Below are 22,056 nucleotides of genomic sequence, written 5' to 3' on the forward strand. Positions count from 1 at the left end.
GCCAATATTTCAATCGCATCGAACTTCGCACCCTCGCCACATTCCCGCGCCCGTCATCGGGCATGCAGAAGGTGAACCGGCGGGAGATTCTTCGCCAGGTCGAACAACCGGACTAGGATGGCCGGGCCGATCGCCATCGTCGGGGCCGGCATATCCGGCGCCAGCCTCGCTTATCGGCTGGCGAGCCGCGGCCATGACGTGTTGCTGTTCGACGATGATCGGCCGGGCCGGGCGACCGGCTGGAATCCGGGCGGCATCAATCCGCTGCACGGGCCCGGCTTTCCCGGGTTCATGGCGCCGATCTATGCGGAGGCCTACCGGCTGCACGCCGACCAGCAGGAAGAGGTTCAGGCAATCTCCGGACTCGGCTTCGGCTGGAAGCTTGTCGACCGGCTCTTCCTCGCATCAAGCGATGAGGAGGGGACGGCGCTGCAATGCATGGCTGGCCATTATCAGGCGCTGGACGGCTTTTCGGCGCGCTGGATGGATGCCGCCGAACTCGCCCGCTGGGACGGACGGCTCGATCCGCGCTGGATTGGCGGCCTGATGACCCACGGAAATGCGCGGGTCGACGCGGAGCGCTATCGGCAGGCGCTGATTGCGGGCGCGGTGCGCAAGGGCGCGCGCATCGTCAACCGCAAGGTTGACGCGGTCGAGACACGTGGCGACCGGATCGTCTCGGTCCGCAGCGGCGCCGATGATATGGCTATCTCCGCGCTGTGCGTCGCGGTTGGCGCCTGGGCCGGCGAAGCGATCGCGGGCTGGTCCCCAGGCGTGACGGTCCCCGTTCGCGCGCTGATCGGCGATCTGCTGTTGATCAGGGCGCCTGGCGACGGGCCCCGCGCCGATATCGGACGGGGATTGACCGCGATCTACCAGCACGACGGGGATTTGTATTGGGTCGGCGGCACCGAGCGGACGTCCGGGCCGCTCGGTGAAGCGTATGAACCTGCCCGCGAGGAACTGATCGCGGGCGCCGCAAGCCTGATGCCCGGCTGGCGGTCGTGGCAGGTGGTGGCGCAATCCTCCGCCGCGCGACCGATGACGCCCGATCGCCTGCCCGTGCTGGGGCGCACGCCGGCCTATGCCAATGGCTGGGTGATCAACGGTGGTGGCGGCAAGGGCATATTGATGAGCGCCTGGCTGGCAAACCGGCTTGTCGGGATGATCGAAAGCGACAATGATCCGCCGGAAGTGGCCCGTTTTTCCCCATCTCGCCTGATTGAATGACGTGGTCGACAAATTCACCTTGAAATGCGCCACCTGCGGCGCGGAACCCGACAAGACCTTCCCGACGACCTGCTCGCTTTGCGGCGGTTTGATCGACGCTTATTATCCGTTGGACCAGGTCGAGCTTCGGAACAGTGCAAACCCCTATCTGCGCTTTTTCGATCTGCTGCCGGTGCGCGACGCCGCGTTGCTGCCCGATGGCGCGAGCACGCCGACCATTCACGCCCGCAACCTCGGCAAGCGGCTCGGCCTCGACCGGCTGTTTCTCAAGAACGAGACCGCCAATCCGACGGGGACCACCAAGGATCGGATGGCGGCAATTGCCTTGCCGTTCCTGTACGAGGCCGGAGTCCGGCATTTCTGCGCCTCTTCGACGGGCAACAGCTCGACCGCCTATGCCCAGGCGATCGGCCACGTCCCCGAGATGAAGATGGAGCTGTTCACCGCCGAGGATTTCCAGGATCGCGTCCATTACGATCCATCTTCGCAGGTCCGGCACCATGTCCTGCGCGGCGCCAGCTTCGTCGAGGCGGCGGATTTTAGCGCCGCCTACGCCAAGGAGCATGAACTCGTCGCCGAGGGCGGCTTCTTCAATCTCGGCCGGCGCGAGGGGCTCAAGCTCCCCTGGCTGGAGGCGGTTGAACAGGTGGAAGGGCCGATCGACTGGTATGTGCAGGCCTCGTCAAGCGCGATGGGCGTCTACGGTATCTACAAGGCGGCAAAGGAGGCGGTGGCACTGGGCCTGAGCCCGCGGACGCCGCGGCTGCTGTGCGCGCAGCAGATGAGCTGCCGGCCGATGGTCCATGCCTGGGAGGAGGGCGCGGAGACGATCCAGCCGCACCATATCGTCCCGCATCCCACCGGAATTGCCGAAGCGATTCTGCGCGGCAACCCGACCCGCGCCTATCCGCATATTCGTCGCATCACGATCGAAAGCGGCGGCACGATGATGGCGGTGACTGAGGCGGAGATCCGGCATGCCCAGACGCTGGTCCTCGAGGATGAAGGGGTCAGGATCTGCCCGGCGGCGGGGACGGCGGTGGCGAGCATCGTCAAGCTGGCGGCACAGCGTCCCGAATTGTCCGGCGAGACGATCCTGGTCAACCTGAGCGGCAGCGTGCGCGAGGCGGCCGCGGTCGCGCCGGTCGATCAGATATGGGCCCGTACAGACGGCGACTGGGCGCCAGCCGCCTAGCGGCGGCGATAGCGGAAATACCAGACTTCATGCCCGATCCGGCGGGCCTTGGCCTCGTAGCGCGTCTCGGGCCAGTCGTCCGGGCGGACGAGGAAATCCTTTGGTGTTTCCGCCAGCCAGTCGAAATGCGGGCTTTGGCCCATCACCATCATCGCCCAGCGGCAATAGATCGGATGATCGGTGCCGAAGCGGAATTCGGCGCCCGGCTTCAATTTGGCGGCGAGCAGATCGATCGGTCCCTTGTTCATGAAGCGGCGCTTGGCGTGGCGCGCCTTGGGCCAGGGGTCGGGATGGAGCAGGTAAGCACGGTCGAGGCTCGCATCGGGCAGCCGTTCGATCACGTCGAGCGCGTCGTTCATATGGACGCGGATATTGGCGAGACCCTGCTCCTCGACATGGATCAGCAAGCCGACGACGCCGTCGAGGAAAGGTTCGCAGCCGATGAAGCCATGATCGGGGCGCATCGCGGCCTGGCCGGCGAGATGCTCGCCCCGGCCGAAGCCGATTTCCAGTTCGAGCGGACGATCGTCGCTGAACAGGATGGGGGCGTCGAGCGCCCCTTCAGCCGGCACCGCAATTTGCGGCAACAGGCGATCAACCAGGTTGGCCTGACCGACGCGCAGCTTGTGCCCGGTGCGGCGGCCGTAGAGGCGGCGGATGGTGGTGGGATCGGACATAATCATCGCGCCGTCATGCTGAACTTGTTTCAGCATCCACCGGGCAACAGGCGCGGACGGTGCGGATGCATGGTGGACCCTGAAAGAAGTTCAGGGTGACGGGAAGGGGAGCCAAGCTCCCCTTCGTATCAGTTCTTCTTTTCGGTCGAAGTGCCCGAAACCGCTGGCGCGGCATCGCCCGAAATATTGCCCTTGGGCTGCTTGGCGGCGCCGGCCTCGGTCGGCACGGTTACGTTCTTCGCCTTGGCGGCATCGGCGCCGGTCGCTTCCGCACCCGCCTTGGCGGCGCTGTCGGGGCCGGCGGCGGGGGCAGCCGGGAGCGGCAACGGATGATCGCCCTGCTTGTTGAGATAGGCGATCACGTTGGCGCGATCCTGCGGGTTGGACAGGCCCGCGAAGGTCATCTTGGTACCCGGCGCATAGGCCTTCGGGCTGGTCAGCCAGGCATTGAGGCTATCGAAATCCCACTTGCCGCCCTTGGCCTTGAGCGCATCGGAGAAAGCGAAGCCGCCACGGCCGGTCGCGGCCGCGTCGCCGACCACGCCGTAGAGATTCGGGCCGAGCGCATTCGCGCCGCCCTTGTCGGCGTTGTGGCAGGCGGCGCACTTCTTGAAGACGTCTTCGCCCTTGGCCGCGTCGCCCTGGCTCATATAAAAAGCGAAGGGCTTTTCCACGACGGCGGCGGCGCCCGCTTCCTGCTCGACGCCCTGGACCTCATAGCCCATCTTTTCAGGGCGCTCGGCCTTGAAGTGCTCGCCGGTGACGATCGTCAGACCCAGGCCGGCGATGCCAGCAAACAAAATCCAGCCCGCAATCGTGTTCGCGCGATCGTTCATGCCCCTGCCTGACCTTCGGTGAGAAAAAATGCCGCCCGACACCCGGGATTTGCGGGTTCCTTAAAGACGGTTGGCGAGCGCCGCAAGCGGTTGCGGGCAGCGCTCACACCCTCTATCCGCCGCCGCCATCATGGAGAGCTATCCCGCACCCGCGCGCGCCCTGGTCGCCGCAATGACCGAGGCTGCCGCCGAACATCCCGAGCGCGCCGTCGCGATCCAGGGTGCGCCGGGCTGCAATTCGCATATCGCGGCGCTGGAAGCCTTCCCCGATGCGCTGCCTTTACCCTGCTTCAGCTTCGAGGATGCGCTCGACGCGGTGAAGGACGGCAAGGCCGGCCGCGCGCTGATTCCGATCGAGAACAGCCTGCACGGTCGCGTCGCCGACATTCATTTCCTGCTGCCCGAATCCGGCCTTTCGATCACCGCCGAGCATTTCATGCCGATCCGCTACTGGCTGATGGGGCTGAAGGGCGGAACGATCAGCGAGGCGATGAGTCATCCCCAGGCGCTCGGCCAATGCCGTCACTGGCTGCGCGCGCGCGGGCTGAAGCCGGTCGCTTATGCCGATACGGCGGGCGCGGCGGCGATGGTGGCGGAGATCGGCGATCCCTCGATCGGCGCGATCGCGCCCCGGCTAGCGGCCGACCTTTATGGGCTGGAGCTGATCGCCGACCGGCTCGAGGACAGCGACGACAATACCACGCGCTTCGTGGCGCTCGCGCCGGAAGCCTCGAACGCTTTGGTCCAGGGGCCGCGCATGACCAGCTTCGTGTTCGAGGTCCGCAACGTGCCCGCCGCGCTCTACAAGGCGCTGGGCGGTTTCGCGACCAACGGCGTCAACATGACCAAGCTCGAAAGCTATCAGAGCGGGGCGAGCTTCGCGGCGACCCAATTCTTTTGCGACGTCGAGGGCGGGCCGGACGATGCGAATCTGGCGCGCGCGCTGGAGGAGCTCAAGTTCCACACCAAGTGGCTGCGCGTGCTCGGCACTTATCCCCAGGCGCGGGCGCGCGGGTGACCGCCGAATAGGATTCGGATCATCGCATTGACGCGCGAGCGCCCTTGCCAAGCCGGGCGCGGCCTTTATCCCGATTGCATCCCATGACGTGGCTCCGCATTCTCCTCGACCGTACGGCCGTCCTGTTCCTTGGCGTCGCGGCCGGCGTGGCGATCGGCTACGCCTTCGGCACCGGTAACGAGAAGAAGGAGGCGGTCAGCCTCGCGCCCCAGGCGGCGCCGGTGATCGCGCCGCGCGCCGTGGCACCGCCGCCGCCGACCGGCGCGGCCACGCCCGATGCGGGCGCCCCCCAGGGAACGGTCGCTGAGCCGACCGAGCCCGAAAAGCCCGCGGTCGATCAGCCTTCGTCGCAGATGGCTGAGACCGTGAAGAATGGCAGTCAGGTGCATGTCGGCGTGTTCGGCGACAGCTTCGGCGACGGCGTCTACAGCGCGCTCTATCGGCTGCTGCCGGCCAAGGCGGGCTATCAGGTGGATAAATATTCGCAGCAGTCGACCGGCTTCACCCGCTATCGCCGGCTCGACCTCGAACAGCATGACGACCAGCAGATCGACGGCCAGCCGCTCGACGTCGCGGTGATCTCGTTCGGCGCCAACGATGCGCAGGGCGTGTGCGACGGCGGCCATTGCGGCGCGCTGATGGGCAAATTCTGGCAGCAGGTGATCGGCGCGCGGGTCGAAGCCTATGTCGCGATGCTCCGGCGGCATGGCGCCACCGTCTATTGGGTCGGGCTGCCGGTGATGCGCGATCCGGCGTTCGATTCCGACGCGCGGGCGATGGATGAATTTTATCGCGGCCTGATGGCGCAGCTCGACGTGCCCTACATCGATATCCGCCCGATGACGATCGACGCGCAGGGGCAATATCAGGCTTATTATCTCGACAAGGACGGCATGCCCAAGCTGTTCCGCGCGGGCGACGGCGTCCACATGTCGATGAACGGTTATATCCGTATCACGAGAGGACTGGCCGGACGCATCCGTGCGAGCGTTGCCGCCGCCAAGCAGGATAAGGATAGCGAGGCACCATGATCGCGCTCGCCGCCGCTTTGGCGCTGTCGGCAGGCAGCGGCCTGTCGAACGGCGATACGCTGCGGCCCTTTTTCGCCAAGCTCACCCATGCCGGCACAAGGCCGGTCCATATCCTGCAGATCGGCGACAGCCACACCGCGGGCGATGCGATCACCGGCGCGTGGCGCGATTTGCTCCAGCAGAAATATGGTTCGGCGGGGCGGGGCGTACTGCCACCGGGGCGGCCCTATGACGGCTATATCACCCGCGGCGTGACGGTGACGATGTCGCCGGGCTGGAAGATCGCGAGCGATTTCGGCGCGACCTGGTCGATGCCGTCGCCGCCTTTGGGATTGAGCGCGTTCACGCTCACCAGCTTCACCGACGGGGCGACGATGGCGTTGCTGGCCGATCCCAACGAGGCGTTCGATCGTTTCACCGTCTGTGCGATCATGCGGCCGGGCGCGGGGAGCCTGACGCTGCACGCCGGCACCGAAAGCGCGACCTTCGACCTCAATTCGCCGACCGAGCGGCCCGAATGCCGGACGATGAAGCTGGCATCGCCGGCGACCACGGCCGACCTCAGCGTCGCGGGCGGCCCGGCGACTTTGACGTCGTGGGCGACGTTTCGCGACGCGGGCGGGGTGGTCCTGTCCAATCTGGGCGTGGTCGGATCGCAGCTGATCCATTGGGCGCGGACCGACGATGCGGTGCTGACCGAGGAACTGACCAACTACCGGCCCGACCTGATCGTGGTCGCGTTCGGCACCAATGAGGGCTTCTCGCCGCGGGTGAACGACTTCGAATATGAGGTGACCTTGCGCACCCAGATCGGCCGGATCCGCCGGTTGGCGGGCAATGTCCCGATCCTGGTGCTGGGCGCGCCCGATGCGCTCAGCCGCCGGGCGGAAATGCGCGCCAACGCGTCGTCGGGCGAAGCCTCGCCCGATTGCGGCACGCCGGCCGCTGCCGCCCCGGTCGATCAACCCGGTGTGATCGAGACGATCATGGATAAATTGCGCAACAGTATCGGCATGGCGCCGAGCGCGCCCGCGCCGGCGCCCCCACCAGCGCTTTCGCCTGCGCCGGTGGTAACCGGCACCAGCAGGGGGCCGCTATTCCCGCCGGCCGGATTGAGGACGGTGCGCGACGTTCAGCGCCGCGTCGCCGCGCAGCTCAACGTCGCCTTCTGGGATTGGGAAGCGCGGATGGGCGGACGTTGCACCGCCGATATATGGGTCCACGCCACGCCGCCGCTGATGCGCGGCGACTATGTCCATTACACAGCGGCGGGCGGCAAGGAGATCGCGCAGCGGCTGCAGGACGATCTCGACAAGGCCGCGGCGCGGTGAGCCGGGCGCGCCGGGACGACTGCTAGGCTATGCTTTTCCCGACCCTCACTTTCGGCCTGTTCTTCCTGGTCGTGTTCACCGTCGTGTGGGCGGCGAACGGATCGAACGAATGGCGCAAGATCCTGCTGCTAGTGGCGAGCTGGGTCTTTTACGGCGCGTGGGATTGGCGCTTTGTCGCGCTGCTGATCGGATCGGCCCTGCTCAACTGGGGCTCTGCCGAACTGATCTGGTATAATCGCGATGCGTCCGCCGGGCGGCGGCGCGCGATCATGATCGCGGGCATCGCCGGCAATCTGCTGATCCTTGGTTTCTTCAAATATTACGGCTTCTTCGTCGAGCAATTGGGCGATCTGCTGCAGATGGCCGGCTTCGCCCGCGATCTGCCACTGATGCAGGTGGTGCTGCCGGTCGGCATCTCCTTCTTCACCTTCCAGGGCATGTCCTATTTGGCCGACGTCCATGCCGAGCGGCTGGCGCCCGCGAAGTTGCTCGATGTGACTTTGCTCATGTCCTTCTTTCCGCATCTGGTGGCCGGGCCGATCGTGCGCGGATCGGATCTGTTGCCCCAGTTCGCGGACAGCCCGCGCCTGACCCGCGACACGGTCAGCATGGGCCTCGTCCTGATCGTCTGGGGGCTGTTCAAGAAAGCGGTGATCGCATCCGAGCTGTCGACCGGGCTGGTCGATCCGGTGTTCTTCGATCCCGTCGCGCATTCGCAGATCGACCTGATCGCGGCGGCCTACGGCTATGCGGTCCAGATCTATTGCGATTTCTCGGCCTATAGCGACATGGCGATCGGGATCGCGGCTTTGCTCGGCTATCGCTTCCCGCTCAATTTCAACCAGCCTTACCGGGCGGTGTCGCTGCAGGATTTCTGGCGGCGCTGGCACATCAGCCTGTCGAGCTGGCTGCGCGATTACCTCTATATCGGTGCGCTCGGCGGCAGCCGCAAAGGCTTTGCGCGCCAGTGCCTCAACCTGATGCTGACGATGCTGCTCGGCGGCCTCTGGCACGGCGCCAAATGGACGTTTGTGATCTGGGGCGGGCTGCATGGCGGCGTGCTCGCGCTGGAGCGCATCTGGGAACGGCTACGGCCGCGCTGGATGCCGAGGTTGCCGCGGGTGCTGGCGATCCTGATCACCTTTCATATCGTCGTGGTCGGGTGGATTTTCTTCCGCGCCGAAAGCTTCGACGCGGCGATCGGCTATTTCAGGGGCATCGCCACGATCGGGGTGACGAGCAGCGTGCTCACGCCGCTCGCCTGCGTACTGATCCTGTTCGGCATGGCGATCCACTTCGTGCCCGTGAACCTGGGGCAAAAGCTGGCGCTGCGCCTGCGCCTGTTGCCGGTATGGGCGATGGGGTTGCTCGCGGGCGTCACGATCCTGATCGTGGATACGATGCGTTTCGAAGGGGTTGCGCCCTTCATTTACTATCAGTTCTAGGGAGGGAGCCATGCCGCACGAAACGCCATCGCCGATCGACCTGCCCGAGCCCGAGCTCGAGGAGAGCGGCCTCGGCTGGGCGTTCGGCGTGATCCTGATCGCCAGCCTGTTCCTGCTGTTCGCCAATGCCGCGTCGTTGCGCGACTGGGTCGACGATCAGCCGCCGAGCCCGCTGCAGGCGCAGGCGGCGGAATATGCCGACCAGTGGGTCGACCTTACCGAAGGGCTGGGAATCGGCTTGCCGCGCAAGGCTATGCACGAACGGTGGAAGCACGCCGAAGCGGCGCGCTTCCCTGGGCAGAAGTCAGAAGGAGAGGCCGCGGACGGCCCCTCCGACTGATTAACGATAGAAAACGTGCGCGCCGACCGTGGTCACGCGCTGACGCGTGCGGAAGAAGGCGTTGGCGGGCGCATAGGAGGCACGGAAATACATAGCCCCCGGTGCGACCGGCTCGGCCTGGCCGGCCAGAACCTGGTGCGCGACCTCGACCGCTTCCTGCCAGCCGTCGGTATCGCGACGCGGACGGAAGCTGGCGATGTGGAAGAACTGGCCCTTCTGGTTGGCGATGTCGCAGATCGAGCCACCGAAGCGGCCGCCGGCCTTGAGGCGGTTCACCAAAGTCTGCGCGACAGCGATCTTACCCTCGCGCGGCTGGTTGTTGGCTTCGTGCATCACGACCTTGGCCATGCATTCGACGGCGGCGGGATCGACCGCAGCGACGGCGACTGGCGCGGCCTGCGGTGCGGTATCGTCCGCCTCCGGCTGCGCCGTGACAGGCATGGCGGCCGGCGTGGACGAGGGGATGGTCGCGCTCAGATCATAAGCGAGAAGCGGTGTATTGGCGACGAGCTCGGCCGCCGAGCTACCCGAGGACAGCGCGAAACCGGAAAGGGTGAGGGCGAGAACCGCACCCGAAGCAAGCGTGATGGGACGCTTGAAAGTCATTCAAAACTCTTACGAATGCGCAAAACCGCCCACCGCCGCTAAGTACATGCGACGGCTGCGAAGTTTAACGTCTTGTCGGCAGGACTAGGGAACGCGTGCCCTTGGCGACCAATGCTGGGGCAGATGTCGGGACTTTGCCGCGCTGCGTCAATGAAACCACGATGAATCGTTTCGTCGGCAGGACGGTCCGAGGATATTTCCGGAAAAGTGCCGTGTTCGCGACGCATCGGTTAACCACAAATTCGATTTTGACACGGCGATTCTCTCCCGTTCATGCCCGGTTTCGGGCATGACATGGAGGGTGCGGATCACGGGTGTGATTCGGCGGGAGGGCAAGAGTGGACGAGCGTCCGAGCACTTCCTTTTTGCAGGGGCTGATGTCCGGCCGGGCGGCGGAAGCGTTGCGCCGCGACCGGCTGCTGGCCGCGATCGCCTTGTTTGCAGGTCTCGGCATCGCGATTGCGCTTCCCTTCGCCCTGCAGGCGGGCGCCGCCTTCTTCCTGCCCGTCACCGCCGCGCTCGTCATCGCGATCGCGCTCGTGCCGATGCTCGAGTGGTTCGAACGCCGCCGCGTGCCGTCGCCGCTGGCCGCGTTCCTGTCGATCCTGATCTTCCTGGGCGTCGCCAATGCGGCGGTGGCGGCGATCATCGTCCCGGCATCGGGCTGGTTCGCCCTGCTGCCCGAACGCGTCGTCCGCATCCGCCACAATCTGCGCCCGCTGCTGGAAGTCTATACCAGCCTCGACCGCTTCGTCAGCAACACGCAGGCGACCTTCATGGGGAAGGGAAGCAAGCAGATGATCGTCTCGCTCGGCAAGCCGACCTCACTCCTGGACGTGGTCGCGAGCTCGGCGCCGGTCGCGATCCTGCAGATGTTTTTCGCGGTGCTGGTCGTCTATTTCTTCCTGTCGGGCTGGACGCGCATGCGCCGCCAGACGATCACCAGTCGCGGCAGCTTCACCAGCGCGCTGACCACCGCGCGCGTGATCCAGGAGATGGTCGACGCGACCTCGGCCTATCTGTCGACGATCACGGTGATCAATATCAGCCTCGGCCTGCTCGTCGCGGGCGCTTTCTGGCTGATCGGCCTGCCGGATCCCCTGATGTGGGGCGGCATCGTCGCGCTGTTCAACTACATGCCCTATCTCGGCCCGATCATGGCGTCGCTGCTGCTCGCCCTGGGCGGCCTGATGGTGTTCCGCGACGCCTGGTATTCGATCCTGCCGGTCGCGACCTTCGTCTGCTGCCACCTGATCGAATCGAACCTGATCACGCCGGCGCTGGTCGGGCGGCGGCTGACGATCAACCCGTTGCTGATCCTCGTTTCGCTGAGCTTCTGGGGGTGGGTGTGGGGGCCGGTCGGCGCGCTGCTGGCCGTGCCGATCCTGATCATCATGAAGACCGTGCTCGACGCCGCCGGCAAACCCGACATTGCCGGCTTCCTGTTCGAGGAAGGCACGCTCACCAGCCCGGTTCCGGAGGCATCCAGAACTTTGCCGCCAGAACCCCAGTAGGGCGGTTGACAGCCCACACGACCCTCTCTAGTCGGCGCGTCTCCGCAAGGGACTACCTACGCGGGTGTAGCTCAGTTGGTTAGAGCGCCGGCCTGTCACGCCGGAGGTCGCGGGTTCGAGCCCCGTCACTCGCGCCACCTTCCAGGATATCGAATGTCCCGGATCGCATGGTGTCTTGCCGCCTATATCCTGATCGCCGCAACCCCCGCCCGCGCCTGGAGCAACCAGGGCCATATGGCGACGGGTCTGATCGCTTACGATCTGCTCGCGGCGCACGATCCGGCGGCAATCGCAGCGATCGAAGCCCTCATGGTGAACCATCCCGATCGCGCGCGTTTCGACAAGGCACTGGCCGGACTGGAAGGCGCAGCGCGCCAGCGGCGATTGTTCGCGCTGATCGCGCGCTGGCCCGACGATGTCAGGGCGACACGCTACAATCATACGCACTGGCATCACGAATTGCGCGTCGTCACCGGCTGGACCGCGTTTCGCGGACCGCGCCTGGGCGAGGCGGATCATGCCGTCCTGCACAGCATGAAGCTGCTGCGCGACGCCAACGCGGATCCCGGCCGGCGCGCAATCGCGCTCTGCTGGCTGCTCCACGTGGTCGGCGACATGCACCAGCCGCTCCATGCGGGGCATCTGATGAATGGCCGTTTCCCTTTGACCGACCTTGCGGGAACGCTCGGCTGGGTGCGCCGTGCGCCGGACGCCGCGCCGGAGAAACTGCATCATTTCTGGGACACGGCGGCCGATCGCCCTGGCGATGAACTGGCCGGCGCAGAGGCCCTGGCGCCGACAATCGAGCGCGATTTGCCGCCTGACCCCGCCAGTACAGGCCATTTCAAAGCGGATTATCGGGGCTGGGTGCGGGAAAGCGAGCAACTCGCCGCGGCCGTTGCGTACCGGGGCGCGGCGCTTAACGAATCACATCGGCCGGAAGGCGCGCCTTTGCTGTCGCCGGATTATGTCGCGGATGCACGCGCGGTGTCGGAACGGAGGCTGGGGCAGGCGGGGAGGCGGCTTGCCGATCTGCTCGCTGCCTTGTTCCCGGCCGGTTAGGCGGCGACGACCACCTGATTGCGACCCTTGTTCTTGGCTTCGTAGAGCGAGACGTCGGCGCGCTTGAGCATGGCAGACGAGCCGTCATCGTCCACACCCAGCTCGGACACGCCCGCAGAGAAGGTCAGGCGGCCGAGCGTCTGGCCGGTGGCGTTGATCTTGAGATCGCGCGCGCCGATCGCGGCACGGATGCGGTCGATCTCAACGCCGGCCTGCTTGGCGTTCACGCCTTCGAACAGGACCACGAACTCTTCGCCGCCGTATCGCGCGGCGAACAGGCGCTCGCCGCCGTCCTTGGCGAGGCTGGTGGCGACGAACTTGATCACTTCGTCGCCGATCTGATGGCCGAAGCGGTCGTTGAAGGCCTTGAAATGATCGATGTCGCAGATCGCGATCGCAAACGGGCGGCCACTCTCTCTCGCATTTTCGGTCGCCGCGGCCAGGCGGGTGTCGAGCGCGCGGCGGTTGGGCAGGCCGGTCAGCGGATCCTGATTGGCGGCTTCCTGCGCTTCGGCGAGGCTGTCGCGCAACTGGCGAATCTCTTCGCACGCGATGCGCAATTGCTCTTCGACGCCACGCGTGCGTTCGATCATCGAGCCGGTCAGGCCCATCAATGTGCCGACCACGGTGACGGGCGAGGCGCCAGCCTCCAGTTCGGCGGCGTTGGTGGCGAGCGCCTCGCCATAATCGGCGGCGACTTCGCGTGAGACCGAGACGATCTCGGCGACTTCGATCAGCCGGGCCTGCGCATCGGCGACCATCACCTGCAGATCGGCAGCGGAAAGTTCGACGGATCGTTCGGCGATCATCGCGGCGGCGGAGGCGGCGGACAGGCCACCATCCTGGATCGCGCGTTCGACCGATCCGTTGAACGCGCGGTCCTGCGCGGTCAGGTATCGATGCGCGAGTGCATAGTTGGTTGGTGTCGGCTCGAGACGGTTGTCGAGCAAAACGCGGGCGATGCCGTCGTAAAGACGCCGCCAAGGATCTTCGCAGGCCACCTCGCTCATGGGAGGCGTATTAGCCGTCAGTTGTTAATGAAACACCCAACAGGGGAAATATTGTTTCGCTCCCGTTCATCATCTCCAGCGGCCATGCTCCATCCAGAAAAGCAGCGGCTTGAGCGGTGCGATCCAGATGATCCCGGCGACGCAATAGACGATCGCCTGCAACGGCCAGGGCAGGCGGGCGATCAAGGCGGCCTGGCTGCCGACCAACCCCGCCCAGAACAGGATCAGGAGCAGGATCAACCCCATGCCCGCAGGCTTGCGCCAGGTCGGTTTCATACAGGCAAGAACCCCTTTTCGGTGACGACCGCGTGAAGCCGCACGTCCCACGGATCGTGCGGGACCTTGTCCACCTCCTGCATCGCCCAGGCGAAGCCGATCCGGTGCGCGCCGGCATAGCGCTGGAAGGCGCGGTCATAATGGCCCGCGCCAAAGCCGATGCGCCCGCCCAGCGAATCGAAGCCGAGCAAGGGCGTGACGATCAAATCGGGCGCGCGTTCGGGTGACGTGGGCAGCGGCTGGCGCAGCTTCATCGGCCCGCGTTCGAGCGGGTCGCCCGGCCGCCAGGCGAGGAAGCGCATCGTCGTGCGGTCGAGCAAAGTCGGTAACGCCAGCGCGTGGCCGCGTGCGTGCAGCGCGGTTATCAGCGCGTCGGGATCGAGCTCGTCCTGCAGCGCCAGATAGAGCGAGACGGTCGCGCCGGCGGGGATATGAGGCAGTACATGGTCCGCGGCCGCTTGTGCGGCAGCGCGTGCGCCTTCTCCCAAGGCAACGACATGCGCCGCGCGGCGCGCGCGCAGATCGGCACGCAAAGCGGCCTTCGCGGGATCGGGGAGGGGTGGTGGGACCGCCATGGCCGTTTTCCTGAAATCCACTGACGCCAAAACGTCAGGTGGGAACCATGTGCTTCGGGCCAGGGCCCTAACAGGGACAGCTCCCTATGGATGATAATCGCCTCAGGGATGTTCGTGGATCGTACCGGGCAGTCCCACCATCTCCCTATCTAGGGAGTCGGGGCCCCTTGCTCAAGGCGTTCGGCAAGCGATTCGACCCGTTCGGCCAATTGATCGAGCGTCCGCGCCAAAGCCGCCTTGCCGGGATCGGGCGCGCCGGAGCGCAGATCGCTCAATTCGTCCGCCAGCAGCAGGCCCGCGAGCAGCAATTGGCGCGTTTCGTTCGCGCTGCCGACCAGTTGCCCCGCATCGCGCGCCTTGGAGTCGAGCATCTGCGCGAGCATCTCCAGCCGGGGCTCTTCGCCGTCGCGGCAGGCGAGATCATAGGTGCGGCCGCCGACGATGAGCTTGACCTGCGCCATCAGCGGGGCCCCTCATGCCCGATCAGCACGTCGAGCCGGCCGATCGTTTCCTGGATGCGGGCGCGCAGCGTATCGTGCCGCTCCTCAAGCAGGGCATAAGCCTCGGCCACGCCGTTGCCCGTGGATTCGCGCGAGCCGACCGCGCGCTCGATCCGATTAAGCGCACGCTCGAGCCGGGCAGTTGCAGAGTTGATGGCCTCTTCCGACATAAGAATGAGGCATTACGTTGCAGACCCATAACTGGCAACGGCTCTGATCGCATGCACGCCACGGTGTGCCGGACGTTGCCGGAGTGGGGCAGGCTTGGGGCGGCCCTAGATTTAATGCAGGCGTGGCGCGGGGCGGCGCGGTTGACGCTGGGGGCCGCACCCGACAAAGGGAGCGCGCTTCGCCCAGCACATTTTCTGAAGGAGCTTACGACATGGCGGTACGGGTTGCGATCAACGGCTTCGGACGCATTGGCCGGCTGGTCGCCCGCGCGATCCTCTCGCGCCCCGATTGCGGACTGGAGCTGGTGGCGATCAACGATCTTGGCGATGCGCCGTCCAATGCCCTGCTGTTCAAGCGCGACAGCGTGCACGGCACGTGGCACGGCGACGTCCATGCCGACGGCAACGATCTGATCATCGACGGCAAGCGCATCAAGGTCACCGCAGAGCGCGATCCGGCCAAGCTGCCGCATGCCGAGGACAAGATCGACATCGCGCTGGAATGCACCGGCTTCTTCACTACCCGCGAGACGGCGGGCAAGCATCTGGAAGCGGGTGCCAAAAAGGTGCTTATCTCGGCGCCGGCCAAGGGCGTTGACCTGACCGTCGTCTATGGCGTCAACCACGACAAGTTGAAGCCCGAGCATGTGCTCGTCTCCAATGCCTCGTGCACGACCAACTGCCTCGCGCCGATCGCGAAGGTGCTGAACGACACGGTCGGCATCGAGCGTGGCCTGATGACCACGATCCACAGCTACACCAACGATCAGAAGATCCTCGATCAGATTCATCCCGACAAGCGCCGCGCGCGTGCCGCCGCCATGTCGATGATCCCGACCACCACGGGTGCTGCACGCGCCGTGGCGGAAGTCCTGCCCGAGTTGAAGGGCAAGCTCGACGGATCGGCGATCCGCGTGCCGACCCCGAACGTCTCGGTGGTCGATCTCACTTTTAATCCGAAGCGCGACACGACCGTCGAGGAAGTGAACGCCGCACTCAAGGCCGCGTCGGTAAGCGGGCCGCTCAAGGGCATATTGCAATATGTCACCGAGCCGCTCGTCTCGATCGACTTCAACGGGGACCAGCATTCGTCGTCGGTCGACAGCCTCGAAACTTCGGTGCTCGACGGCAAACTGGTCCGCGTGCTGAGCTGGTACGACAATGAATGGGGCTTCTCGAGCCGGATGGTCGATACCGCCGGTGCGATGGGCAAGCTGCTCTAAGTCGAGTGGGCCGTCTCCTCGGCATCGCCCGCCATGCGCGTCCGCGCGGGCCGATGGAGACAGTCGACCATGTCGACGTCAGCGTGGCCGAGGGCGTGCGCGGCGATTTTCGCGGCAGCCTCAAGCCGGGTCGTAACAAGCGCCAGGTAACGGTAATGGCGGCGGAAGGCTGGCGTGACACGCTGCACGATCTCGGCGCGAGCGTGCCGTGGGAGCAGCGGCGGGTGAACCTGCTGGTCGAGGGGCTGGCGCTGGAAGAAATGACCGGCGCGCGAATCATCTTCGATTCGGGTTTGGTGCTGGAAGTGACCGGCGAGTGTGATCCTTGCACTCGCATGGAGGAAATCGCGCCGGGATTGAAGGCGGCCCTGTTGCCGTTCTGGCGGGGCGGCGTGACGACGAAGGTGATCGAAAGCGGCCCGATCCGGGTCGGCGAACAAGTGAGGATCGAGCGGTGAGCAGCTTCAAGACGCTGGACGATTTGGGCGATGTTCGCGGCAAGCGCGTGCTGGTCCGCGAGGATCTGAACGTGCCGATGGATGGCGCGCGCGTCACCGACGACACCCGCCTGCGCGCCGCCGCGCCGACCATCGCCGAACTCGCCGACAAGGGCGCGATCGTGCTGGTGCTCGCCCATTTCGGCCGCCCCAAGGGCGAGCGGGATCCCTCCATGAGCCTGGCTCTGGTGACCAAGCCGCTCAGCGAAGTGCTGGGCCGCGAGGTGCGTTTCATCGACGATTGCGCGGGCCCCGAAGCCGAGGCGGCGGTCGCCGATCTGCAGCCGGGCGATATCGCTGTGCTGGAGAACACGCGCTTCCACAAGGGCGAGGAAAAGAACGATCCCGCGCTTGCTCAGGCAATGGCCAGGCTTGGCGATCTCTTCGTCAACGACGCCTTCTCGGCCGCGCATCGCGCGCATGCCTCGACCGAGGGCCTGGCCCATATCCTGCCGGCCTTTGCCGGCCGTTCGATGCAGGCCGAACTCGACGCGCTCGAAAAAGCGCTGGGAAATCCGGAGCATCCGGTGGCGGCGGTGGTCGGCGGCGCCAAGGTTTCGACCAAGCTCGACGTGCTCAAGCATCTGGTCGCCAAGGTCGACCACCTCATCATCGGCGGCGGTATGGCCAACACGTTCCTCGCCGCGCGCGGCGTCGATGTCGGCAAATCTTTGTGCGAGCATGACCTCAAGGACACCGTGCTCGAAATCCTCGACGCGGCCGACAAGGCGGATTGCACGGTCCACCTGCCGTACGATGTCGTGGTGGCGAAGGAGTTCCGCGCCAATCCGCCGATCCGCACCGTCAACGTGCACGACGTGGCGGCGGATGAGATGATCCTCGACGTCGGGCCGGCCGCGGTCGAAGCGCTGGGCGATGTGCTCAAGACCTGCCGCACTTTGGTCTGGAACGGCCCGCTCGGCGCGTTCGAAATTCCGCCGTTCGACGCCGCGACCGTCGCGCTCGCGCAGACCGCGGCGGCGCTGACCCAGTCGGGCAGCCTGATCTCGGTCGCGGGCGGGGGCGATACGGTCGCGGCGCTCAATCAGGCCGGTGTCGCCGATCGCTTCACCTTCGTCTCGACCGCCGGCGGCGCGTTCCTCGAATGGATGGAGGGCAAGGAATTGCCGGGCGTGGCGGCGCTGACCGCGCCTTAACCATATATTGTGCGATGCAATAAATTCACTTCACACGGGTTAACTGCACGTGCACTATGTGCGGTGCAGCAAGGGTGGAGAAGCGTTATGGTTCGGCTCGGACAGTTCCTCGGCATATTGGCGGCAGCGTGCATCGTCGCCGCACCTGCCTGCGCCACCAAGGATTTCTCCGCCAAGGGGCCGGTGACCTTTTCCGGCGGCAGCAGCATGACCGTGTTCGGCACCTCGCACGCGATTGATAACACCAACCTGAACGATCTCGTCAAACCGCATGGCGAGGGGGAGCAGCCCGGCAGCGATGCGCTGGTGGCGGTGCCCGAACCCGCGGCATGGCTGATGATGCTGTTCGGCTTCGGTGTGCTCGGCATGGTTACGCGCCGCTCGACGCCGCATCCGTTGCCCCCGCAGCACGCGCTCTAACTCTCGGCAAGAACGGTATGGCGCAGGCGATTGCCTGCGCCTTTTTGTTGCGTTGCAACCGACGTAAGAGTCATTTTACAATCCGCAATCGCCACCCAATTCCAAAGCCTGTATTCCGCACTGCAGCAACGGAAAGAGCGGGACTTTACCGGGGGGGAACTCGGTAAAAGGGTGAACGCGATGTTGCATAAGCGGATGATGCGGTTCCTGACCGCGCTGGCAGCCTTGATCGGCTTTGCCTCATGGGCGGCCCCTGCGGCTGCCGTCGACTTCAGTTTCTCGGGCCTGTGTATCGATTGCACGGGTACCGGCGAGGGCACGTTGGTGCTGAAGGACTATACGCTGGGCGACACGCTGACGACGGACAATTTCGTCAGCTTCACCTACGCGTCGGACATCCTGTCTTACACGCTCACCAGCGTCGACGACCTGACCGGCAGCCTCGCCGGCAGCGGGCCGGCTTATGTCGCTTTCCACGGCGGCGGCTACACGTTCGGTTCGTTCGCGGCGGGGCCGTTCTCGCCCTGGTGCACTGGCACGACCGGAACGTGCGCGTCCGATTTTGGGCTCTTCAGCAGCTGGTCGCTGGCGTCCGCGGTGCCCGAACCCGCGATATGGGGGGCGATGGTGCTAGGCTTCGGCCTGCTCGGCGCCAGCATGCGCCGCCCGCGCCACGGCCCGCATTACGCCTGATCTCCCGGAGGAAGCCTGAGGAGGGGCCGGCGTCGCGGGACGCCGGCCTCGCTTTTTCTAATATTCGGTGCTGATCTTTTAATGGGCCTCGGCGCATTGTCGGGCTCCGCCCCTGACACTAAGTGATCCCGGCTGCCGGGCGGCTCAGCCTGGCTTGGAGCCTGATCGTTTTTGGTGGAAGCGCTGCGTGCTTCCGCCGATGACGTGAATCAGGCTCTATTCAATGTTTAAGACCTTGATTCACGATCCAGGCTGATTCAGCCTGGATCGATCAAGGTCTAGGAGGCGTGATGCACGATTCCCAGATGATGGCGCAGATGCGCGCCAAGCCCGGCTTTATCGCCGCGCTCGACCAGAGCGGCGGGTCCACGCCCAAGGCGCTCGAAGCCTATGGCATTCCCGAAAGCGCCTATCATGGCGATGCCGAAATGTTCGAACTGGTGCACGAGATGCGCGTGCGCATCGTCACCGCGCCCTCGTTCAACGGCGCCAAGGTGCTTGCCGCGATCCTGTTCGAACGCACGATGGACGGTCTGGCGCATGGCCAGCCGGTGCCGTCCTACCTGTGGAAGGAAAGGGGCGTCGTGCCTTTCCTCAAGGTCGACAAGGGCCTGGAGGACGAGAAAGACGGCGTGCAGCTGATGAAGCCGATTCCCGGGCTCGATGTTTTGCTCGATCGCGCGGCCGGGCTCGGCGTGTTCGGCACCAAGATGCGATCGGTCGTGAACCTCGCGTCGAAGAGCGGGATCGCTGCGATCGCGGACCAGCAATTCGAACTGGCCGAACAGATCGCGGCGCATGGCCTCGTGCCGATCCTCGAGCCCGAAGCCTTGATCAAGAGCCCGGAGCGCGCGGCGGCGGAGGAATTGTTGCGCGATGCGCTGGCGGAGCGCCTCGATGCGCTGCCCGATCATCGCAACGTCATGATCAAGCTCTCGATTCCGGTGACGCCGGATCTCTACGCGCCGCTGATCACGCATCCGCGTGTGGTGCGCGTGGTCGCGCTGTCGGGCGGATTCTCGCGTGACGAAGCCTGCCGGCGGCTCGCGGAAAACCATGGCATGATCGCCAGTTTTTCGCGCGCGCTGGTCGAGGACCTCAATCATGACATGAGCGAGGCGGAGTTCGACGCCGCGCTCGGCACCGCGATCGACCAGATCTACGAGGCCTCGACCGTCAAGGCTTGAGCTCGTCGTCGAGCAGCCCGCCAAGGCCGTCGAGACGCCGTTCCCACAGGGAGCGGCGGTCGTCGAGCCATCGCCGCAGCAGGGCGAAGGCCCCGTGCTCGATCTGGCAGCTGCGCACGCGGCCGAGTTTCTCGGTGCGGACGAGTCCGGCCTCTTCCAGGATGCGCAGGTGCTGGGCGACGGCGGTCAGCGTGATGCCGAACGGTTCGGCCAGCGCGGACAGTGAATAAGGCCGTTCGCTCAGCGCCTCGACCATGCGGCGGCGGGTGGGCTCGCCGAGCGCATGGAGCAGGCGGTCGATCGGTTCGATATCCGGATCGCGTTCGGGGCGCGCCATGTCAGGCGGCCAGGCTTTCGCCGAGCCGGTCGAGCAGCCTTTCCCAACCGCCCTTGCGCATGTCGGGCCCGTCCGCGCCCTCGAAGAAGGCGCCCTGGAAGGTGCAGGCGACGTCGGTGCCAGTGTCAGTCGGGAAAAGCTCGATCGTCACCAGAGCAGCCGAGAAGATCCGGCCCTCGATCGCCATATGCGAGGCGGTGACGATGCGCCGGTTGGGCACGATGTCGTGATACTGGCCCTCGTTGGTCAGCTGCGCGCCGGGGAAGGGCGATGCCGGCCCGAAACGGTAATGGAGCGTTTCGACGCCGCCGACGCGGAAGTCGCTCTCGAACGATTCCATCTCGTGCATGTCGCTGGATGCGAACCAGCTCTTCTTCTTCTCGGGATCGGCAAAGGCGGCGAAGACCCGCGCGGGCGGGGCTGAATAGCTGCGCTCGACGGTGAAATTGCCGTGGACGGTGGCCGACTCGGGCATGGCGTAATCTCCTGCGCGTGAAGTTGATACTTCACTATTCGGCCAGCCGTAAAAAGAGTCAAGTATCAACTTCACTATTGTGCGCTTGACCCTGAAAGGCAGGAAGGGGAAGGCCGCTTCATGCAGCAAGAGATGCCAGGCGAAGATATTCCCAACGACGAGATCGATCTCGATCCGGGCTTTGCCGATCGGTTCGATCGCCAGTTCCGGCCGGCCTGCCAGCTTTATCTGATCTCGCCGCCCGCGATCGATGCAGGCTTCGGCGATCGGCTGATCCGCGCGATCGAGGCGGGCCCGGTCGCGGCCTTCCAGCTTCGTCTCAAGGGCATGGACGATCATGCGATCGCGCGCATCGCCGAGCCGCTGCAGCGCATCTGCGGCGACCGCGACGTCTCGTTCATCATCAACGACAGTATCGGCCTCGCCAAGCGGCTGGGCGCGGACGGCGTGCATCTGGGGCAGGATGACGGCGATCCGCGCGAGGCGCGCATCGCGCTCGGGCCGAACGCGCAGATCGGCGTGACCTGCCATGACAGCCGCCATCTGGCGATGGATGCGGGTGAGGCCGGCGCGGACTATGTCGCATTCGGTGCATTCTATCCGACCACGACCAAGGAGGTGCGCCACCATCCGGATCCCTCGATCCTCGGCTGGTGGACGACCCTGTTCGAACTGCCATGCGTCGCGATCGGCGGGATCACGCCCGCCAACGCCGCGCCGCTGATCGAAGCCGGTGCTGACTTCCTCGCGGTCTGCAATGCGGTCTGGAATGCCGGCGAAGGCGAAACGGCGGCGGTGCAGGCGTTCGCGGCGGTGCTGGGAAAGACGGCCTAGGTCAGAAGGTATTGCGCCCGGTGCGCACCGCCTCACGGATCTTGAACAGCGATAAGGCGGCGTTCGCGCCGGGACGCGTGACCACCATCACCATGTCTCCCGCCTTCATCACCTCGTCCGGAGCGGGGCGGACCATCGCCTCCTGCTGGCCGCGCGAAATGCCGACGACGAAGAAGGTGCCGCCGCCCCGCTTCTCGCCATGCGCCACGCTCAATCCGTCCATCGTGCTGCGTTCGGTCACGATCAGCCGTTCGAGTGTCAGCCCGAGCAGCGCGAAGTCGCGCGCCATCCGGCTCAGCTCCTCATTCTCCTCGATCGCCTGGCTTTCGGGATAGAGCACCATCCGCGCGATCCGCTCGGCGCCGATATGCGTCGGCAAAACCACCTGATTGGCGCCCGCCTGGCGCAATTTGCTCT

At 65.6% G+C, this 22,056-nt stretch carries 27 protein-coding genes and 1 tRNA gene; 17 read left to right on the plus strand and 11 right to left on the minus strand.

The features are described from left to right. Positions 1 to 117 precede the first annotated feature (117 nt). Together VK533_RS10570 and VK533_RS10575 are read left to right on the plus strand one after the other, a co-directional pair. The gene (locus VK533_RS10570) at positions 118 to 1,230 is read left to right on the plus strand and encodes an FAD-binding oxidoreductase (protein ID WP_324377212.1); all 1,113 of its coding nucleotides are present in this window, start codon (positions 118 to 120) and stop codon (positions 1,228 to 1,230) included. 1 nt (position 1,231) lies between these two features. Beyond that, the gene (locus VK533_RS10575; protein WP_324377214.1) at positions 1,232 to 2,425 is read left to right on the plus strand and encodes a threonine synthase; all 1,194 of its coding nucleotides are present in this window, start codon (positions 1,232 to 1,234) and stop codon (positions 2,423 to 2,425) included. Here the strand turns inward: VK533_RS10575 and trmB are convergent. Further along, positions 2,422 to 3,102, minus strand: coding sequence for a tRNA (guanine(46)-N(7))-methyltransferase TrmB (gene trmB, locus VK533_RS10580; protein WP_324377216.1), 681 nt, complete (start codon positions 3,100 to 3,102; stop codon positions 2,422 to 2,424). The genes VK533_RS10575 and trmB overlap by 4 nt on opposite strands. A gap of 128 nt (positions 3,103 to 3,230) precedes the next feature. Next, a complete protein-coding gene (locus tag VK533_RS10585; RefSeq protein WP_324377218.1) occupies positions 3,231 to 3,938 on the minus strand; it encodes a cytochrome c family protein in 708 nt (235 codons plus the stop codon). 130 nt (positions 3,939 to 4,068) lie between these two features. On the opposite strand from VK533_RS10585, the gene VK533_RS10590 reads away from it, so the two are divergent. From VK533_RS10590 to VK533_RS10610, 5 genes are all read left to right on the plus strand, one after another. Beyond that, a complete protein-coding gene (locus VK533_RS10590) occupies positions 4,069 to 4,956 on the plus strand; it encodes a prephenate dehydratase (protein ID WP_324377220.1) in 888 nt (295 codons plus the stop codon). Between the two features lie 83 nt (positions 4,957 to 5,039). Continuing rightward, on the plus strand, positions 5,040 to 5,987 hold the full coding sequence (locus tag VK533_RS10595) for a DUF459 domain-containing protein (protein WP_324377222.1): 948 nt from the start codon (positions 5,040 to 5,042) through the stop codon (positions 5,985 to 5,987). Then, positions 5,984 to 7,318: a GDSL-type esterase/lipase family protein gene (locus tag VK533_RS10600; protein WP_324377225.1), complete on the plus strand. Its 1,335-nt coding sequence runs from the start codon at positions 5,984 to 5,986 to the stop codon at positions 7,316 to 7,318. Before VK533_RS10595 ends, VK533_RS10600 begins: the two co-directional genes overlap by 4 nt. Before the next feature lie 29 nt (positions 7,319 to 7,347). Further along, positions 7,348 to 8,763: an MBOAT family O-acyltransferase gene (locus VK533_RS10605; RefSeq protein WP_324377227.1), complete on the plus strand. Its 1,416-nt coding sequence runs from the start codon at positions 7,348 to 7,350 to the stop codon at positions 8,761 to 8,763. Between the two features lie 10 nt (positions 8,764 to 8,773). Beyond that, a complete protein-coding gene (locus VK533_RS10610) occupies positions 8,774 to 9,103 on the plus strand; it encodes a hypothetical protein (protein ID WP_324377229.1) in 330 nt (109 codons plus the stop codon). Here the strand turns inward: VK533_RS10610 and VK533_RS10615 are convergent, their stop codons facing one another. Then, positions 9,104 to 9,709 carry a cell wall hydrolase gene (locus VK533_RS10615; protein WP_324377231.1) on the minus strand — a complete coding sequence of 202 codons (606 nt, stop codon included), beginning with the start codon at positions 9,707 to 9,709 and terminating at the stop codon, positions 9,104 to 9,106. Positions 9,710 to 10,086: 377 nt separating this feature from the next. Here VK533_RS10615 and VK533_RS10620 point away from each other — a divergent pair, with 377 nt between their 5' ends. The 3 genes from VK533_RS10620 to VK533_RS10630 all read left to right on the plus strand — a co-directional run bounded on the left by VK533_RS10620 (position 10,087) and on the right by VK533_RS10630 (position 12,285). After that, positions 10,087 to 11,223, plus strand: a complete 1,137-nt coding sequence (locus tag VK533_RS10620; RefSeq protein ID WP_324377233.1) for an AI-2E family transporter — start codon at positions 10,087 to 10,089, stop codon at positions 11,221 to 11,223. Positions 11,224 to 11,283: 60 nt separating this feature from the next. Beyond that, a tRNA-Asp gene (locus VK533_RS10625) sits at positions 11,284 to 11,360 on the plus strand. Positions 11,361 to 11,376: 16 nt separating this feature from the next. After that, on the plus strand, positions 11,377 to 12,285 hold the full coding sequence (locus VK533_RS10630) for a S1/P1 nuclease (protein ID WP_324377235.1): 909 nt from the start codon (positions 11,377 to 11,379) through the stop codon (positions 12,283 to 12,285). On the opposite strand, the gene VK533_RS10635 is transcribed toward VK533_RS10630, so the two are convergent. From VK533_RS10635 to VK533_RS10655, 5 genes are all read right to left on the minus strand, one after another. Further along, positions 12,282 to 13,295, minus strand: a complete 1,014-nt coding sequence (locus tag VK533_RS10635) for a GGDEF domain-containing protein (RefSeq protein WP_324377237.1) — start codon at positions 13,293 to 13,295, stop codon at positions 12,282 to 12,284. The genes VK533_RS10630 and VK533_RS10635 overlap by 4 nt on opposite strands. Positions 13,296 to 13,364: 69 nt before the next feature. Further along, positions 13,365 to 13,571 (minus strand): DUF2842 domain-containing protein, encoded by a 207-nt coding sequence (locus tag VK533_RS10640; RefSeq protein WP_324377239.1) that lies wholly within the window; start codon positions 13,569 to 13,571, stop codon positions 13,365 to 13,367. Next, entirely contained in the window at positions 13,568 to 14,146 is a 579-nt protein-coding gene (locus VK533_RS10645; protein ID WP_324377241.1) for a 5-formyltetrahydrofolate cyclo-ligase, read from the minus strand. The genes VK533_RS10640 and VK533_RS10645 overlap by 4 nt, the downstream gene beginning before the upstream one ends. A 149-nt stretch (positions 14,147 to 14,295) precedes the next feature. Next, the gene (locus VK533_RS10650; protein ID WP_324377242.1) at positions 14,296 to 14,607 is read right to left on the minus strand and encodes a cell division protein ZapA; all 312 of its coding nucleotides are present in this window, start codon (positions 14,605 to 14,607) and stop codon (positions 14,296 to 14,298) included. Then, on the minus strand, positions 14,607 to 14,816 hold the full coding sequence (locus tag VK533_RS10655) for a hypothetical protein (protein ID WP_324377244.1): 210 nt from the start codon (positions 14,814 to 14,816) through the stop codon (positions 14,607 to 14,609). The genes VK533_RS10650 and VK533_RS10655 overlap by 1 nt, the downstream gene beginning before the upstream one ends. A 212-nt stretch (positions 14,817 to 15,028) precedes the next feature. Between VK533_RS10655 and gap the strand changes: the two genes are divergently transcribed. The 6 genes from gap to VK533_RS10685 all read left to right on the plus strand — a co-directional run bounded on the left by gap (position 15,029) and on the right by VK533_RS10685 (position 19,993). Next, a complete protein-coding gene (gene gap, locus VK533_RS10660; protein ID WP_324377246.1) occupies positions 15,029 to 16,039 on the plus strand; it encodes a type I glyceraldehyde-3-phosphate dehydrogenase in 1,011 nt (336 codons plus the stop codon). A gap of 5 nt (positions 16,040 to 16,044) precedes the next feature. Next, a complete protein-coding gene (locus VK533_RS10665; RefSeq protein ID WP_324377248.1) occupies positions 16,045 to 16,497 on the plus strand; it encodes an MOSC domain-containing protein in 453 nt (150 codons plus the stop codon). Next, positions 16,494 to 17,693, plus strand: a complete 1,200-nt coding sequence (locus VK533_RS10670; RefSeq protein WP_324377250.1) for a phosphoglycerate kinase — start codon at positions 16,494 to 16,496, stop codon at positions 17,691 to 17,693. Before VK533_RS10665 ends, VK533_RS10670 begins: the two co-directional genes overlap by 4 nt. A gap of 87 nt (positions 17,694 to 17,780) precedes the next feature. After that, a complete protein-coding gene (locus VK533_RS10675) occupies positions 17,781 to 18,113 on the plus strand; it encodes a PEPxxWA-CTERM sorting domain-containing protein (protein ID WP_324377252.1) in 333 nt (110 codons plus the stop codon). 180 nt (positions 18,114 to 18,293) lie between these two features. Then, on the plus strand, positions 18,294 to 18,806 hold the full coding sequence (locus VK533_RS10680; protein WP_324377254.1) for a hypothetical protein: 513 nt from the start codon (positions 18,294 to 18,296) through the stop codon (positions 18,804 to 18,806). A gap of 290 nt (positions 18,807 to 19,096) precedes the next feature. Further along, positions 19,097 to 19,993 carry a fructose bisphosphate aldolase gene (locus tag VK533_RS10685; protein WP_324377256.1) on the plus strand — a complete coding sequence of 299 codons (897 nt, stop codon included), beginning with the start codon at positions 19,097 to 19,099 and terminating at the stop codon, positions 19,991 to 19,993. Here VK533_RS10685 and VK533_RS10690 read toward each other — a convergent pair. After that, entirely contained in the window at positions 19,983 to 20,330 is a 348-nt protein-coding gene (locus VK533_RS10690) for a metalloregulator ArsR/SmtB family transcription factor (protein WP_324377258.1), read from the minus strand. The two genes, VK533_RS10685 and VK533_RS10690, sit on opposite strands and share 11 nt — an antisense overlap. Position 20,331: 1 nt before the next feature. After that, the gene (locus VK533_RS10695; RefSeq protein ID WP_324377260.1) at positions 20,332 to 20,805 is read right to left on the minus strand and encodes an SRPBCC family protein; all 474 of its coding nucleotides are present in this window, start codon (positions 20,803 to 20,805) and stop codon (positions 20,332 to 20,334) included. Positions 20,806 to 20,937: 132 nt separating this feature from the next. Here VK533_RS10695 and thiE point away from each other — a divergent pair, with 132 nt between their 5' ends. After that, positions 20,938 to 21,639 carry a thiamine phosphate synthase gene (gene thiE, locus VK533_RS10700; RefSeq protein ID WP_324377262.1) on the plus strand — a complete coding sequence of 234 codons (702 nt, stop codon included), beginning with the start codon at positions 20,938 to 20,940 and terminating at the stop codon, positions 21,637 to 21,639. A 1-nt stretch (position 21,640) separates the two neighbouring features. Here thiE and VK533_RS10705 read toward each other — a convergent pair. Beyond that, a partial coding sequence (locus tag VK533_RS10705) for a TrkA C-terminal domain-containing protein (protein ID WP_324377264.1) occupies positions 21,641 to 22,056 on the minus strand: 416 nt, incomplete at its 5' end.

Source organism: Sphingomonas sp. (assembly GCF_035317925.1).
GTDB lineage: Bacteria > Pseudomonadota > Alphaproteobacteria > Sphingomonadales > Sphingomonadaceae > Sphingomonas_I.